12 protein-coding genes and 1 pseudogene are annotated in these 14,865 nt (G+C 53.1%); 8 read left to right on the top strand and 5 right to left on the bottom strand.

All coding sequences use genetic code 11. The features are described from left to right. Window positions 1–134 precede the first annotated feature (134 nt). From lolB to CKF42_RS14845, 4 genes are all read left to right on the top strand, one after another. Window positions 135–758 carry a lipoprotein insertase outer membrane protein LolB gene (gene lolB / locus CKF42_RS14860; protein WP_009090634.1) on the top strand — a complete coding sequence of 208 codons (624 nt, stop codon included), beginning with the start codon at window positions 135–137 and terminating at the stop codon, window positions 756–758. Further along, window positions 755–1,612, top strand: a complete 858-nt coding sequence (ispE, locus tag CKF42_RS14855; RefSeq protein ID WP_111208522.1) for a 4-(cytidine 5'-diphospho)-2-C-methyl-D-erythritol kinase — start codon at window positions 755–757, stop codon at window positions 1,610–1,612. The genes lolB and ispE overlap by 4 nt, the downstream gene beginning before the upstream one ends. A gap of 136 nt (window positions 1,613–1,748) precedes the next feature. Next, window positions 1,749–2,696, top strand: coding sequence for a ribose-phosphate diphosphokinase (prs, locus tag CKF42_RS14850; protein ID WP_009090638.1), 948 nt, complete (start codon window positions 1,749–1,751; stop codon window positions 2,694–2,696). Between the two features lie 213 nt (window positions 2,697–2,909). Continuing rightward, the gene (locus CKF42_RS14845) at window positions 2,910–4,061 is read left to right on the top strand and encodes a GGDEF domain-containing protein (protein WP_111208521.1); all 1,152 of its coding nucleotides are present in this window, start codon (window positions 2,910–2,912) and stop codon (window positions 4,059–4,061) included. Here CKF42_RS14845 and ychH read toward each other — a convergent pair. Further along, entirely contained in the window at window positions 4,058–4,333 is a 276-nt protein-coding gene (gene ychH / locus CKF42_RS14840; protein ID WP_111208520.1) for a stress-induced protein YchH, read from the bottom strand. The genes CKF42_RS14845 and ychH overlap by 4 nt on opposite strands. 255 nt (window positions 4,334–4,588) lie before the next feature. Here ychH and pth point away from each other — a divergent pair, with 255 nt between their 5' ends. Both pth and ychF read left to right on the top strand, forming a co-directional pair. Then, on the top strand, window positions 4,589–5,176 hold the full coding sequence (gene pth, locus CKF42_RS14835) for an aminoacyl-tRNA hydrolase (RefSeq protein ID WP_009090644.1): 588 nt from the start codon (window positions 4,589–4,591) through the stop codon (window positions 5,174–5,176). 108 nt (window positions 5,177–5,284) lie between these two features. Further along, the gene (gene ychF, locus CKF42_RS14830) at window positions 5,285–6,376 is read left to right on the top strand and encodes a redox-regulated ATPase YchF (RefSeq protein WP_046101684.1); all 1,092 of its coding nucleotides are present in this window, start codon (window positions 5,285–5,287) and stop codon (window positions 6,374–6,376) included. 728 nt (window positions 6,377–7,104) lie between these two features. On the opposite strand, the gene CKF42_RS14825 is transcribed toward ychF, so the two are convergent. Continuing rightward, window positions 7,105–7,785, bottom strand: a complete 681-nt coding sequence (locus CKF42_RS14825) for a hypothetical protein (protein WP_111208519.1) — start codon at window positions 7,783–7,785, stop codon at window positions 7,105–7,107. A gap of 430 nt (window positions 7,786–8,215) precedes the next feature. Here CKF42_RS14825 and CKF42_RS14815 point away from each other — a divergent pair, with 430 nt between their 5' ends. Both CKF42_RS14815 and CKF42_RS21350 read left to right on the top strand, forming a co-directional pair. After that, window positions 8,216–11,845, top strand: coding sequence for an ATP-binding protein (locus CKF42_RS14815; protein WP_111208535.1), 3,630 nt, complete (start codon window positions 8,216–8,218; stop codon window positions 11,843–11,845). 559 nt (window positions 11,846–12,404) lie between these two features. Further along, window positions 12,405–12,884 (top strand): hypothetical protein, encoded by a 480-nt coding sequence (locus CKF42_RS21350; RefSeq protein ID WP_111208534.1) that lies wholly within the window; start codon window positions 12,405–12,407, stop codon window positions 12,882–12,884. A 158-nt stretch (window positions 12,885–13,042) separates the two neighbouring features. On the opposite strand, the pseudogene CKF42_RS14805 reads toward CKF42_RS21350, so the two are convergent. From CKF42_RS14805 to CKF42_RS14795, 3 genes and pseudogenes are all read right to left on the bottom strand, one after another. Continuing rightward, window positions 13,043–13,132: pseudogene (locus CKF42_RS14805) on the bottom strand (DUF4102 domain-containing protein); the annotation flags it as partial. Window positions 13,133–13,619: 487 nt separating this feature from the next. After that, window positions 13,620–14,228: an ANTAR domain-containing response regulator gene (locus CKF42_RS14800; protein WP_111208517.1), complete on the bottom strand. Its 609-nt coding sequence runs from the start codon at window positions 14,226–14,228 to the stop codon at window positions 13,620–13,622. Next, window positions 14,225–14,865, bottom strand: a 641-nt coding sequence (locus CKF42_RS14795) for a transporter substrate-binding protein (RefSeq protein ID WP_146239943.1), incomplete at its 5' end; no start/stop codon positions are given. The genes CKF42_RS14795 and CKF42_RS14800, both read right to left, overlap by 4 nt.

Below are 14,865 nucleotides of genomic sequence, written 5' to 3'. Positions count from 1 at the left end.
TACAAAGGCTATGACTGTAATAAGATTAACCTGATCATACGCAATTTGCTGCATAACAGCATTGACGGTTAAAACCGTGACGGTTAGCGTTATCCGTTGCCAATAATAAATGTGTCCGAGGAGATGACCACTTGATGCTTACTTCACCACGCAATCTGTTGCGCCTTTTGCCCCTTGCCAGCGTGCTGCTGGCGGCCTGTAGCGTCAACAAACCGCAGGGTCCGGGCCCCAGCGTCACCGCGCCGCAGTGGCAACAGCATCAGCAGGCGGTCTCAAAGGTCACGCATTATCAGACCCGCGGCGCCTTTGCCTACCTCTCCGACAAACAGAAAGTGTATGCCCGCTTCAACTGGCAGCAGACCGCGCCTGACCGCTATCGCCTGCTGCTGACCAATCCGCTGGGCAGCACCGAGCTGCAGCTGGATGCGCAGGGCTCGGTCGTGCAGATTGTCGATAACAAGGGCAAGCGTTACGTCAGCAACGATGCACAGAAGATGATTTCCCAGTTAACCGGCATGGACATCCCGCTGGCTAACCTGCGTCAGTGGATGATGGGTCTGCCAGGCGATGCCAGCGACTATCAGCTCAACGAGAGCTATCAGCTGCGCAGCCTGAACTACAGCCGCGACGGTCAGACCTGGCAGGTCTCCATCGCTGGTTACGACAGCAAAGTGACTCCGCCACTCCCTTCCAGCCTGGAGCTGAAAGAGGGTGACCAGCGGATTAAACTGCGCATGGACAGCTGGACCGTTCAATGATCACCCACTGGCCCGCCCCGGCAAAACTGAATCTTTTTCTCTACATTACCGGCCGTCGTCCCGACGGCTACCACAACCTGCAGACGCTGTTTCAGTTTCTCGATTATGGTGACGAGCTGCAGATTCATGCTGACCAGAGCGGTCGCATTCAGCTGCTGACGCCGCTGGCGGGTGTGGCAGACGAGGACAACCTGATTGTGCGCGCCGCGAACCTGCTGAAACAGACGGCGCTGCAGAGCAATCGCCTCTCTGCCAGCGCGGGTGCGCAGATTGCTATCGAGAAGAGACTGCCCATGGGGGGCGGCATCGGCGGCGGCTCGTCTGATGCCGCTACCGTGCTGGTGGCGCTGAATCATCTGTGGCAGACCGGCTTTTCGACGGAAGAACTGGCGGCGATGGGTATGACGCTCGGTGCCGATGTCCCGGTGTTTGTCCACGGCTTCGCGGCGTTTGCGCAGGGCGTGGGCGAAGAGCTTCAGCCTGCCGACCCGGCTGAAAAATGGTACCTGGTTGCGCACCCTGGCGTGCATATCAGCACGCCGGTGGTGTTCGGCGATCCCGACCTGAAGCGTGACACCCCAGCGCGCAGTTTATCGACACTTTTAGCCTCCCCCTTCGCCAACGATTGTGAAGCAGTGGTAAGAAAACGTTTTCGCGAGGTTGATGAGCTTGTTTCCTGGCTGCTAGAATACGCGCCGTCACGCCTGACTGGCACGGGCGCTTGTGTGTTTGCTGAATTTGACACCGAGTCTGCTGCCCGCCAGGTGCTGGAGCTTGCCCCGAATGGGGTGCGCGGATTTGTAGCCCGGGGCGTTAACGTGTCGCCGCTACAGCGTACCCTGCGAGGCGATTAGCAAAAGCGTGACAGTGTCACCACGTTCCGGACACTGCACCTTTTGCATCAACACACCCGTGTGAACGCCCATGACCGTGCACGCCGGTTACGGTCATGTCGTTCATTCTCTGGACGCAAAGCCTGAGGTTCTTCTCGTGCCTGATATGAAGCTATTTGCTGGTAACGCCACCCCGGAACTAGCACAACGTATTGCCAACCGCCTTTACACCAGTCTGGGAGACGCCGCTGTCGGACGTTTCAGCGATGGTGAAGTGAGCGTACAGATCAACGAAAATGTACGCGGTGGTGATATTTTCATCATCCAGTCCACCTGTGCCCCCACCAACGATAATCTGATGGAACTGGTTGTGATGGTCGACGCGCTGCGTCGTGCTTCTGCTGGTCGTATTACCGCAGTCATCCCCTACTTTGGCTATGCCCGTCAGGATCGCCGCGTGCGCTCTGCGCGTGTGCCGATCACCGCTAAAGTTGTGGCTGACTTCCTTTCCAGCGTCGGTGTTGACCGTGTTCTGACGGTTGACCTGCACGCCGAGCAGATCCAGGGCTTCTTCGACGTCCCGGTTGATAACGTATTTGGCAGCCCGATCCTGCTGGAAGATATGATGCAGATCGGACTGGAAAACCCGATTGTTGTTTCTCCCGATATTGGTGGCGTAGTACGTGCCCGTGCTATCGCTAAACTGCTGAACGACACCGATATGGCTATCATCGATAAACGTCGCCCGCGCGCGAACGTCTCTCAGGTGATGCACATTATTGGTGACGTTGCTGGCCGCGACTGCGTGCTGGTCGACGACATGATCGACACCGGCGGCACGCTGTGCAAAGCGGCTGAAGCGCTGAAAGAGCGTGGTGCCAAACGCGTGTTTGCTTATGCAACCCACCCAATCTTCTCCGGCAACGCGGTTGAAAACCTGCGTAAATCGGTGCTCGATCAGGTGATTGTCTGTGACACCATCCCTCTCTCTGAAGAGATCAGGGCGCTGCCGAACGTGCGCACACTGACCCTCTCAGGCATGCTGGCTGAAGCCATTCGCCGCATCAGTAACGAAGAGTCCATCTCGGCGATGTTCGAGCATTAATCTTCGCGGAAACCGGGCCCTGTGCCCGGTTTTTTTATGCCTGTTTCTGCCCGCTTAACTCTCTTCTTTTTCTGAGATTAGCGCGATAAATTTTCCCGTTCGCCCCGGTTTGCAACGCCACGCACTCTTTTCATCAATGGCCTCGTTTCCCGCTTCTGCCCGCTGCCGTTAAATGGTACTTTGCTGCCCATTTCTCATCAGAACCCGGCCATCATGACTCTCGATATCTATACCCTGTTTATTTGCGAGCTCTATGTGCTGGGCTTTTTAAGCCTGATCATGATTTTTGCCTGGGTCGGATCGCAGTACGATCGCGTGCTGGGCTTTACCCTGCTGTCGCTGGTACTGACGCTGGTGGCGGTCTTTTTAAGCAGCCTGCGCAGCAGCGGCTTCCATTTTCTGCCGGTGGCCGTCGGGAACGTGCTGGTGATGCTGGCCTATGGCGGGTTGCTGAATGCCTTTCGCCGCTTCTGTGACAAACCCATCGGCAGCCACTGGCTGCTGGGTGCCCTGCTCTGGGCGCTGCTTTGCTGTTTCCCGGCATTTTACGACAGCCTGCCGAAACGGGTAGTGGTGCTCTGTCTTGCCTGCGTCGCCTATACCGCCGCCCTGATCCAGCTGGTCTGGCTGGCACGAGAGACGCTGAAAGCCACCTTCTGGCCGGCTCAGCTGCTGCTCTGGATCCATCTGCTGTTCCATCTGGCCCGGCTGTTTCTGGATAGCGCCGTTGCCAGCGGGCTGCCAGGCGCGATTGGCGGGTCGGCTTTCTCGGTTTACGTTATCCTGGAGTCGATTCTGTTTGTTATTGGCCTCACCTTCACCATTCTGGCGATGGTGAATGAACGGATGCAGCAGGACCTGAAACATGCTTCGCTGCACGACCCGCTGACCCGCGTCTGGAACCGCCGCGCCCTGTTCAGCGAAGCAGAAAACATTGCGGCGCGATGCCATCGCCAGAACCGGCCCTTCAGCGCCATCCTGTTTGACCTGGACCATTTCAAAAGCATCAACGATCGCTACGGGCATCAGCAGGGCGACCAGATTCTGATCCACTTTTGCGAGGTGGTGAGCGCACTGATCCCGGCGGGGGGGCGTTTTGCGCGACTGGGCGGGGAGGAGTTTGCGGCCATCATTCCGGCGACGGCACAGGAGACAGAAGCGTGGTGTGAGACAATCCGGCTGGCGGTCTGTGCATCACAACATAATGCGATTGCCTATTCGGTCAGCATTGGCTTTGCCACGGCCACACATCATCAGCAGGGTTTTGAAGCGTTACTGGTGCAGGCGGATGCGGCGCTCTACCACGCCAAGGCCAGCGGCCGAAACCGCACCGCGCAGCATCCGCTGCCTGCTGCCATTCTTTAGTGGTGTGAGTTATGTGACCGGCGGCAGCGCTGGTCATAGTGACGCACCCAGTAATAACGATCTTCTATCTTTTCCCGGCCACTGACCCGGGCGCCTACCAGCCAGAGCAGCGCACCAATAAAGATGCTGAAGATAGCGCCCTGCGCCAGAGACTGAGGCAGATCGAGCGCGGGCAGCTGGTTCATAATAGAGAAACCCACGCCCAGAACCATGGTAACTAATCCCAGTATCATTAGCGTGTTACCCGCTACACGGCAGTGATGATGTTTCATAATGCACCTCCATCCATAAGAGCCAATAACCGCACACAATGTTAAGTGTCATAAGTTTAGGCAATGGCTCAGCCCCGCGATGCGGGCTGGATCACACATCAACCATAAAGCTTCGCCTGGTCCTGATTGCAGACTGTTGATTCCGATAGAAAATGATTAATCACGCTGATGAACCATTTGACTGCTTCTGCTTTGTCATCTCGCCTGTCGCGAAGTAAACTAACGCCCTTTCGCGATAACAGCAGGATAATCATTGTGAGCAGCATTAAACTGATTGTGGGACTGGCCAATCCTGGCGCTGAATATGCCGCCACGCGCCATAATGCGGGTGCTTGGTATCTGGATTTACTGGCGGAACGCCACAATCAGTCTCTGAAAGAGGAAGGCAAATTCTATGGCTACACCGCCCGTCTGGCGATAGCCGGAGAGGATGTCCGCCTGCTGGTGCCGACCACCTTTATGAACCTGAGCGGTAAAGCGGTGGCGGCGATGGCGACCTTTTATCGCATCGCGCCTGAAGAGATTCTGGTGGCGCATGATGAACTCGATTTACCGCCCGGCGTCGCGAAATTTAAGCAGGGTGGCGGGCACGGCGGCCATAATGGTCTGAAAGACATCATCAGCAAACTGGGCAACAACAACAATTTCCACCGCCTGCGCATCGGTATCGGCCATCCCGGCGATCGCAATAAGGTGACCGGATTTGTGCTGGGTAAACCGCCCGTCAGCGAGCAGAAGCTGATTGATGAAGCCATTGATGAGGCGGCGCGCTGCACTGAGCTGTGGCTGAAAGAGGATCGCATCAAAGCCATGAACCGGCTGCACGCCTTCAAACCTGCTTAAACGCCCGAATCGTCGCAATTCCGTGTATAATGCGCGGAATTTTTCAATTCTTCTCCGACAGCTCGCCATCGGGCGCACTGTCCATCCAGTTATAAAGGGTATCAAACCATGGGATTCAAATGCGGTATCGTGGGCCTGCCGAACGTCGGTAAATCCACTCTGTTTAACGCGCTGACCAAAGCGGGTATCGAAGCGGCTAACTTCCCCTTCTGCACCATTGAGCCTAACACGGGCGTGGTGCCCATGCCTGACCTGCGTCTCGACCAGCTCTCGGAGATTGTTAAGCCGCAGCGCGTGGTGCCGACTACCATGGAATTCGTCGATATCGCGGGTCTGGTGAAAGGCGCGTCTAAGGGTGAGGGCCTGGGTAACCAGTTCCTGACCAACATCCGTGAAACCGAAGCGATCGGTCACGTGGTACGCTGCTTTGAAAATGACAACATCATCCACGTCGCGGGTAAAGTTAACCCGGCGGAAGATATCGACGTGATTAACACCGAGCTGGCACTTTCTGACCTTGATACCTGTGAGCGTGCGATTCAGCGCGTGCAGAAGAAAGCCAAAGGCGGCGACAAAGATGCGAAAGCCGAGCTGGCTGCGCTGGAAAAATGCCTGCCGCACCTTTCTGAAGCGGGCATGCTGCGCTCTCTGAATCTGGATGCCGATGAGAAAGCGGCGATTCGCTATCTGAGCTTCCTGACCCTGAAACCGACCATGTACATTGCTAACGTCAACGAAGACGGTTTTGAGAACAACCCCTATCTGGATCAGGTTCGCGCTATCGCAGCAGCGGAAGGTTCAGTGGTGGTACCGGTGTGTGCCGCAGTGGAATCTGATATCGCCGAGCTGGAAGATGAAGAGCGTGACGAGTTCATGGCGGAGCTGGGACTGGAAGAGCCGGGCCTGAACCGCGTGATCCGTGCCGGTTACGCCCTGCTGAACCTGCAGACCTATTTCACTGCAGGCGTGAAAGAAGTGCGTGCCTGGACTATCCCGGTGGGCGCGACTGCCCCTCAGGCCGCCGGTAAAATTCACACCGATTTTGAAAAAGGTTTTATCCGCGCGCAGACCATCGCATTTGATGACTTTATCGCCTGCAAGGGTGAACAGGGTGCGAAAGAAGCCGGCAAGATGCGTTCAGAAGGGAAAGAGTACATCGTGAAAGATGGCGATGTGATGAACTTCCTGTTTAACGTCTGATTAAAATCTGTTGTTTCATGGGGTTTGATTGAGTCTCATGAGCGTCAGAAAAAACTTTAAATCCACGCAATTGCGTGGATTTTTCATTTCACAGTGTCTCGAATCATTTCGTCACAACACAGTTAAAAATGAGTACAGGGATGAGTACTATTTTCTTCCATTTACTCGCAGAGCGATTCAATAAGTGTGTTCTATCCGTCAATTGAACTCCCGGCTCAAAGCAGACCTTCAGCCCAGTTAACTTGTCCGTTCCGTGCCATAAGCGGATACTGAACCGATAAATAATCTGTCTGATTTTCCGCCTTTGACAGGATTAATGTTTACTCATTGACCAACGAGCTTTTGTTGCACCATTTTGCATCGCGTGAAAGATATTAAATGACACGAAATCTGCGAGATGAGCATCGATTTCATTGCTGCTTATCACTGGCTGCACGCATACCAGGATGAACCCAAGTTGAGTCGCACGAATGGTGTCAAATTCTTCCTGGAGTGACCGCGGATCGCCAATATAAGTCTGGACGTCGACTTAAAACTTTTCCCATTCGATCCGCCATATCTGCAAGGAGTACAGATAAATTGCAATAAAAAAGGACTTAAGTAGCGTTTAAAAGTATCAGGTATCAGCCTTGATATCTGAACTCATTCCTGTGGCATCCGAGCCTACTACTGGGACGAATTCATGTTCACACGTTCATTCGCCCGCCATAAATTTTATCGGGTGCATTTCAGCTTTTATTGCCAGGTTGCTTAAAAAGAGTTTGCTTCATAATTTTGTCAACCTGGGGGACAAGGGGCATTTCCCCAGCCAGAAATGAGTGGATCGCACTGTCGATAATCTCGCGAGTGAGCACAGGCTCTTCCACGATGATTTGCAAACCAATGCCGCTACGATAGCCAGATTGAATGCGGTAGCCATGAGTAACTATAGGCGGATTGTCGCGCATGACTTCGGCCAAGCGTTTATCAATGTACTCGAAATAGGTTAATCCATCGAACTGAGGGTAAGAAACGCGCGCACGTTCTATCACCGTATGGCTAATCACCTTCCCATTAGTATTGAAGTTTGACGTTGTATCCATGCGGGCTTCATCTTCCTGCTGGCTTTGGTTCAACATTGCATGAGCTTCTTCAAATACCAGATTTTCCGCAATATCCGCACGCGCTACGTCAATGGTAATGATCTCCGCATTCCAGTACAGATCTGGAGAATTACCCAGGAATAAAACATCGCTCCAGGTCCACACCCAACCTGCAGCAATGGCCTCGGCATTTTCAGAATCGCAATCATCATAATGCAGTCCTCCGCAGCGCTGACGCTCGCGGTAGATCAGATTCTTAACGTGTTGTGTACGGGCGCGACGCTGACGGCGGGAAAGTGTATTAAATGGTTTTTTTCTGCGGATCATGGTTCGCTCTGCGCGTAGTCGCTGGGAGGAATCCAGCCGCACAGTTTAGCTAATGGGAATAAGGAAATCCACTTGCTAACAAGAGATCAAAAAGTATGGGGGCTTGGGCAATATGTCGCATATCATTAATGCGTAGAGACGAAGTCAATGTGCTCATAGACACGCGAATAAAAATCTATCTAGATGCCAAAAACTTATTACTGTACCTCACGTTCACAGGTAATAGCCTTTGGCTATCCCTCAACCATCAAGTCATACCAACAACCTGCATTATATTGATTTGCACAGAGTGCGTCTTCTCACGTAAGCAGCCAGTTGAGCATGCCACCGAAATCTGGATCTACCTCATGAGCGAAAGTTAATAGTTTTAGAAATCAAGCTAATTAGCATAATATCTCTTAACTGAAGGGATATGGAGCCGCAGAAAGAAATGAATACACGGCAGTATGCGCAAAAATCTATCTTCGATCTGGAAGCAATCTTCGAACAGTCCCGCAACAATGTTAGTGAACTTGAACAGCTGTTGAGCGAACTGACCTTTCGCAACACTGCCAGGGCGCGGACGCTGACGTCTAAAATCGAGCAAGCTCTAATTGTAATTAACGACCGCAGTGTGGTCGCCACGTCGGCTTCCAGCCCATCAACACGTCATCCCGATTCGACGCCCACACAATCTTTTCAAGCTATGCCCCACAATGCGACTGCAGATGTAGAGCAACTGCAACCAAAGACTATCCCAGACGCTGCCATGCGACAGCAATATGACAAAGACCAAATCGATCCAGGTCCACTCCCCTCATTCTCTCCGTCAGATAAGGCGAATGATGCGCGAGCAATACTGGCAGCATGGACAGCCCTCGAAGCACTGTCGCCTCAAAGTTATAAACGCCCAGAGGATATGGCAACCGGCGATCGATCCAAGGTTGCTCTATTGGAGCGAGGTGTTCCATGGGGACCAAACGCCCGCAGCAAGCCCAGTTATAAGCTTTATTTCGAGGTCGTCCTCGGCTCCATCGCTCTCGATAAGGCGACGGACGAGCTGGTCAAGGTTTTTGGCGAGGATGAGGAGCGTTCACGCCCGGACGGTAAGAAAGCGGCCATTGGTTCGATCCTGATCGACAAAGAAGGCTATGTGCTTGAGGACAAGGGCGTTGCTGTTTCCAGTTTTGCCTGGGCACTCAAGCCGGCTCTCGATCTGAAGCTTGGGAGCTTAGGGAATTGGCCGAATGTTGAGCCACGCATTATTGAGCATCTGGATCGAAGAGTTCGCCGCCACAACGAAGATGGAGAACCCATACCGCTCGATTTGGATGTCGTTCTTAACGCTTATAGATGGCTTGTGTCTCAGTTCGGTGTACCCGAGCATTTGGTTGAGCCACCCACATTCGCGATTAAGGTGTTTAATCATTTCAAGGCCAAAGCGCCGCCTGAACCTTCGTTACTCAATTCCTTCTATCTTGAAGATCTCGGTGAAGCAACCAAATTGCTCGAGACGGGCAAAGCCGGAACCGGTTTGCACCGCTACATGGGAATTGGCAGGCCTGACCAGAAAATCGACGTGCTATCGCCCATTTCCGCAGTTGAGCCTTTCGTCGCACCGTCGCTCATGCCGCAGGCTCGTTGGCCTTCGAAAGGCGGCCATCCATTGGTATTGCTTCAACAAGCTGCCGTGAATGCGGCGCGTGCTGAGCTGAATAAGGCTTCAGGCATCATCGGTGTCAACGGACCACCGGGTACCGGAAAGACCACTCTTCTGCGGGATATTGTCGTTGGGTGCATTCTCGATCGGGCCACGGCGATGTGCGCCTTCAACAAACCGCAGGATGCATTTTCCACCTCAGGCGAGAAGCTGGCATTCGGCTCCAATGCCTTCCTGCACTTCTACAAGCTACATGCATCCTTGAGGGGCCATGAGATCGTTGTAGCGTCCTCCAATAACAAAGCGGTCGAGAACGTCAGTAAAGAGCTTCCTCTCAAGGAGGCCAATGGTCGTCATGAACAGATCGCCTATTTTCGGTCCATCAGCGACCTGATTGCGAACCCCAAACGCGTAGGCTATTTCGAAGCCGAGGCCGAGGGGGACATCCCCTCCGACCCTGTCGAAACCTGGGGGCTGATCGCCGCTGCTCTCGGCAAAAGCAGCAACCGAGGCGCGTTCCAGCAAGGTTTCTGGTGGAATGAAGACGGTGGTTTCCTTACCTACCTGAAAGCAGCTCGCGGCATAAATGTCATGCGTGAGATCAAGGACGAACGAACTGGCGAAATCATTGATCGTGTGATGCCCAGCGTGGTTGTCAATGAGCGGCCCAGCACCAACGAAGCGGACGCTTTAGCGGCCTGGCGGAAAGCGCGAACCGTTTTCCTTAAACTTAAGGAGACGGTAGAGGCCGAAATCGCCAGTATCGAAGAGATGCGACGGGATATCCTGGCGCTCAAGGAAGCGACCACCGAACTTCAAAGGGTTGAACAGCGTCGGCCGAGTCTGAATGAAGCCGTTGAAGAGGCACACCAGATTGCTGAATCCTGCCAACGAGAGCATGAGAAGACAAAATCGCAGATCGAGCAGGACAAGATCATGCTCGACAGTCATCTTGCTTGCCGTCCAGGTTTCTTCTCCCGCTTGTTCGCGACTGCGGCCTGGAAGTCGTGGAGATCAACTCTTCAGAAACTCTCGGCGACCTTGCAGCAATCAGTCTTACGGGCGCAGGAGACAGACGGAGCCCTGGAGCTTGCAAGGACTAAATGGAGCAATACTGAGGCCCAGTTACAGCAACTCGACCAGGAAATTTCCAGAAAATATCAGGCTGTTTCGAAATTGAAGGCGACCGAGGAACAGGCACGAAACCGCATGGGAGACAGGGTCGTTGATGAGAGATTCTTCGAGCGTGATCACGAGGCGATCCACCTGACTGCGCCATGGCTTCCCGATGAGGTTCATCGCCTACGGGAGGATCTTTTCGCCGCTGCCCTGACTGTGCATAAAACGTTCATCGATGCTTCGGCCAGCCGCTTGCAACACAATCTTGGGCTATTGATGTCGGGCATGGTAGCTGGTGCCTTTCAGTCTTCTGCTCACCGTGAACTTCTCCCCGACCTTTGGTCGAGCCTTTTCATGGTCGTGCCGACCGTGTCCACGACATTCGCCTCTGTTCGTACGATGTTCGGGGATCTGCCACCAGAGAGCATAGGCTGGCTTCTGATAGATGAAGCGGGCCAGGCCGTTCCTCAGGCAGCAGTGGGAGCTATCATGCGGGCAAAGCGCTCCATCGTGGTAGGTGACCCGTTGCAAATCCCACCTGTAGTTTCACTTCCTGAAAAGCTGAACGCCGAAATCTGCAAGTTCTTTGACATTGACCAGAACGAATGGTCTGCCCCCGCAGCATCTACACAGACACTTGCTGATCAGGCATCGCGCTTCAAATCCACCTTTGTCATGGATGTAGGTGATCGAGAAGTCGGCCTGCCACTGCTCGTTCACAGGCGTTGCCAGAACCCCATGTTCGATGTTTCTAACTCCATCGCCTATGCCGGGCAGATGGTCCATGCTGTCGGGCCTAAAAGACCAGGATCTATTGGCTCGGCATTAGGAAGATCTCGCTGGGTGGATATCAATGGCAATGCTGAGACAAAGTGGTGCCCCGACGAGGGCGAAGCGGTTGTACGAATGCTCAAAGAACTGGCAGCATCGGGCATTACAAATCCGGACGTATTTATCATTACACCATTCAAGATCGTAGAGCAGAACATGCGTCGGCGTCTCGAAAGTGAAACTAATCTGCTGCGGGCGTTCGGCGTGAAGTTGGATGAGTGGTGCCCTGATCGTATAGGCACGATCCACACGTTCCAGGGTCGAGAAGCGGACACGGTCATCCTGTTGCTGGGTGCGCCGAAAGCGAGTCAGCAAAGGGCGCGTCAGTGGGCGGCAAGCCCGCCAAATATAATCAATGTAGCCGTCTCACGCGCCAAGCAAAACTTGTATGTGGTCGGCTCGGCTACTGCATGGGCTGGAGCGGGAACTAGTCTGCAGGTCCTGCATCGGCAATTGGCGCAATCATCCTGACAATCTCCGAGGAGGCCCTCATTGTTGAGGGCTCATCGCGAACAATCTGCAACCTACGTCAGTATCGGACCAGTCGCTACATGTCAAACACTGACATTGCTCACATAATATTCTAGTAGTCATTATCCAACGCCCATCCGAGCTTGATAATTCTTATAGCTCCACTTACATCCACACTGAGGAATAACCTCTGACAACGCTAAGGAGCACGATTATGGGGCTTAAACCTGGTCCAAAACCAATTGCAAAATCAACAGGAAAACCCGATCAACGCAGACGTGATAATAAGGATACACCCGGTAATACCCCAGGACTGAAACCAAGCAAATCAACTGGGAAGTAATCGTTCAAGGATATGGATAGTTCATCTATACCCTTATCTCTTCAAATCTGTCAGCTTTAGCCCGCTTAGAGCCAGAAGCCGACCTTTGGTAGTTGTCAGTAGGACGGTATTTGAGCAGAATGAGACAGCCTTTAAGGCTGTCCGTTTTTTATGCAACAACACAAGGTCCGAGTGGGGCTACTGACCCACAAAAGAAAGGATGTACGAGATCGAGCTATGCGTATTCATCAGCAGAATAAGTCCCGTAAACTATATCGCAGCGTCAACACGACGACGCGGCACCATTCTAATAATCCAGGTGCTGAGTATCGGTGGGAACGAAATCGCAAAAAAGTCGGAGATGAGCTACTGGTAAAGCGCGAGACAATGCATAGCAGACAGAAGCGTGGCCGAGACTACACACCATTGTTTTATTTTCTGATCAAACAGATTGGCAAACCGTGGGATGAAATATTCAGCGAAGTATGTGGACGTCTTGATACCACCGAGCCGGTATTCTGGTTGGTCGCGCTACATGAGCATCAGCGAAGGGATTTAGTCTGCATTGGTGAAAGCAGTTTTTACCCAGGTCTAATTGTTGATGAGAATGGAATTCTGCAACAGGTAAATCCTTCAATCACGAGAGATGACGTTAAGGTGACATGTCGTTGCTGCACACACACTTATATTGGTGAACCTGTACCTTGGATAGATTGAGTGACACCACCTATCTTATCTTGGCTGCGATCATTGTCAGCAGTAAACATACGTTACTCACTTACTGCGGGCCGTTAGCCCTTCCGCAATGTGCCAAGAGCGGACTTTGCTGAGTTCATAATGTGTTAATCAACTGGGAGCAGGTCAAAGCTACCAATAATCAAAAGGTAAAGTTCCCCACCACCAGAGATTTTGTAAGGTTCATCTTTTGGCTTTGCGGTATCAACCTGACGGGCGTTAAGTTTCATTGGGGGTATATCCATAAGACCGAACAGCACATACCCCAAATGTACCCCCATATGTATGTATATTTGGTGGGGGCAGTAGACATCAGAATACAAGCAAGAGCTGGAAGATGCTGATTATAATGGTTTTCAGTGAACTGGAGTAGACTTTGAGAGATGCTTGATTGGTGCGATAAAAGGAGTATAACCTACAACCTGCGCCTTACGAAAATAATGCCAACTAAAAAATGAGTATAAGAATGAGTATTATTAAGGTACATTTTTAAATAAAAAATAAATATCAATGAGATGCACTCAAATTCACGGTTCAACGTCTGATTAAAATCTGCTGTTTCATGAGGTTTTTTGCAACCTTAACAAACCCGGCAGCCCCTCTTAAATCCACGCAACCGCGTGGATTTTTCATTGCATAAAAACCTGACTTTTTTCGCGTAACAACGACACTCCGGCCTCTTCTGAAACCGTTCTCCACCTCCACAAAAAAAGCCCCCTATTCTACCAGTAGTGATTTCAGCCGGCTGAGCCAGGCCTCCGTGTCGTTCAGCAGCGCACAGCTGAGATTTTCAATGGTCATGTGTTGTGCCATTGAGGCGCGGCGCAGCAGGCTGTAGGCATCATCCTCATCCAGCCCCAGCGCATTCATCACCCGCAGCTGTGCGGAGAAGAGAAACTTACGCGCCCGAAGTCGCTCCTCCTGCCGCCGGAGCTGTGCGTCGAGCTGGCTGATGTGCGCGGCATGGTTGAGCGCCAGGGTAAAAGCGGTCATCACACCATCAAAGCGCACCGGTTTACGCATATAGCTGTCGATCTTCTGTTCAGCAATCCACTGCAAGCGCGAGGGCGTTTCAATGGCGGTAAGCGCTACCTTTGGCAGCGCGGGCCAGGGGAGCGGGTTCGTGGGGTGAAACAGGGTGGAGTTATCCCCGTCGAACACCAGTAACTGCTGGTCAGCCAGCTGGTTCTCGTCCGGAAACACCGTACAGAACAGGCCCTCAATGCCTATGCGGCTGAACTGCTGCGCCAGATGGTGGTTATCACGGTCGGAACAGCCGATCACACACGCTTTTAATCCGCGCATCTGTACGTTTTTTCGGCTCATTCGTCACCTCCGCGTGGCATGAGGCTCGCGAGATCCACCCTGGCCAGCCAGGGATCGGGTTTCACCGCCGCCTCCGCCTGCCAGAAACTCTCCAGCCTGCCGTTGTGGCATCGCGCCAGATGCGGCGTCAGCCAGCAGTGATTATTGTCGGCGTCGAGGCGGATCCGTCCGGCGGGCGAATCCATCTCATCCTGCAATACCGCATTGCGCACACCGTCCACATCTGCATTGCCGTGGCGCGCAATGGCTCTCGCCAGCAAATGTCCGGCCAGCCAGGCACTCTCGCTGTCTACTGACGGCGAAACCTGCTCACCAAAGCGCTGATGATAGCTGCTCAGAAAACGGTGGTTGGCGGCGCTGTCAATCGACTGAAACCAGCTGGCAGAAACCAGATACCCCTCTAACGCCTCTGCACCAATCAACTGCACTTCCGGTTCACACAGCGTCAGGCTGAGCTTCAGCACCTCATTTAGCCAAGGCTGCTGCTGGCAGGCCTGGTGCCAGGCGCGATAGAAACTGTAGGCGCTTTTACCGACCATGGTATTCAGGAGGACTTTCGGGCGGCAGGCGATAATATCCGCGATTAACGCCTCCACGTTTTCGTCCCCCATCGGCAGTAATTTACTCTGCAATACGC

Origin of the sequence: Pantoea sp. ARC270 (genome assembly GCF_003236725.1) — a bacterium.
Classification (GTDB): Bacteria; Pseudomonadota; Gammaproteobacteria; order Enterobacterales; family Enterobacteriaceae; genus Pantoea; species Pantoea anthophila.
Note: the sequence above shows the minus strand (reverse complement) of the source record. Positions and strands in the feature narration are given on the sequence as shown.

What these genes read in the sequence shown, in the direction of transcription:
- lolB (WP_009090634.1), top strand. Translation starts at nt 135, where the DNA reads ATGCTTACTTCACCACGCAATCTGTTGCGCCTTTTGCCCCTTGCCAGC.
- ispE (WP_111208522.1), top strand. Translation starts at nt 755, where the DNA reads ATGATCACCCACTGGCCCGCCCCGGCAAAACTGAATCTTTTTCTCTAC.
- CKF42_RS14845 (WP_111208521.1), top strand. Translation starts at nt 2,910, where the DNA reads ATGACTCTCGATATCTATACCCTGTTTATTTGCGAGCTCTATGTGCTG.
- ychH (WP_111208520.1), bottom strand. Translation starts at nt 4,333, where the DNA reads ATGAAACATCATCACTGCCGTGTAGCGGGTAACACGCTAATGATACTG.
- ychF (WP_046101684.1), top strand. Translation starts at nt 5,285, where the DNA reads ATGGGATTCAAATGCGGTATCGTGGGCCTGCCGAACGTCGGTAAATCC.
- CKF42_RS14825 (WP_111208519.1), bottom strand. Translation starts at nt 7,785, where the DNA reads ATGATCCGCAGAAAAAAACCATTTAATACACTTTCCCGCCGTCAGCGT.
- CKF42_RS14815 (WP_111208535.1), top strand. Translation starts at nt 8,216, where the DNA reads ATGAATACACGGCAGTATGCGCAAAAATCTATCTTCGATCTGGAAGCA.
- CKF42_RS21350 (WP_111208534.1), top strand. Translation starts at nt 12,405, where the DNA reads ATGCGTATTCATCAGCAGAATAAGTCCCGTAAACTATATCGCAGCGTC.
- CKF42_RS14800 (WP_111208517.1), bottom strand. Translation starts at nt 14,228, where the DNA reads ATGAGCCGAAAAAACGTACAGATGCGCGGATTAAAAGCGTGTGTGATC.